The 315-nt window shown below is 69.5% G+C and carries 1 protein-coding gene; it reads right to left on the bottom strand.

The window, feature by feature from the left end; translation table 11 throughout:
- Nucleotides 1-113: 113 nt before the first annotated feature.
- A partial coding sequence (locus EN818_RS33405) for a hypothetical protein (protein WP_210237337.1) occupies nucleotides 114-315 on the bottom strand: 202 nt, incomplete at its 5' end.

Below are 315 nucleotides of genomic sequence, written 5' to 3'. Positions count from 1 at the left end.
GTCCGGCCGGTCGAAAGCGGCCTGGAAGGCCCGATGATAGTCGCTGATCACCATGGCGCGGTTCGATTCGAGCCAGACCATCTCGGCAGCGCTGTAGGCTATGCGGCTGCGCCTCATGGTGCGCGCTCCCGGGCGGCATGCTCCAGTTCGGCGATGGGGAGTATCGTCGGCTTCAGCGCAGAGGGCGCCGCGTCGTAGCCGCGTCCGTAGCGGCCGGCGAGGCGAGCCAGCAGCGCCCGGGGGATCGCTCGCCAGTTCGACGGGTCCGTGTTGCGGCGGTCGCCGTCGAGACATTTAAGGGCATCACCGGCGGGC

Origin of the sequence: Mesorhizobium sp. M3A.F.Ca.ET.175.01.1.1, assembly GCF_004791945.1 — a bacterium.
In the GTDB taxonomy this organism is placed as follows: domain Bacteria; phylum Pseudomonadota; class Alphaproteobacteria; order Rhizobiales; family Rhizobiaceae; genus Mesorhizobium.
This window is presented reverse-complemented; position numbering and strand designations above follow the sequence as displayed.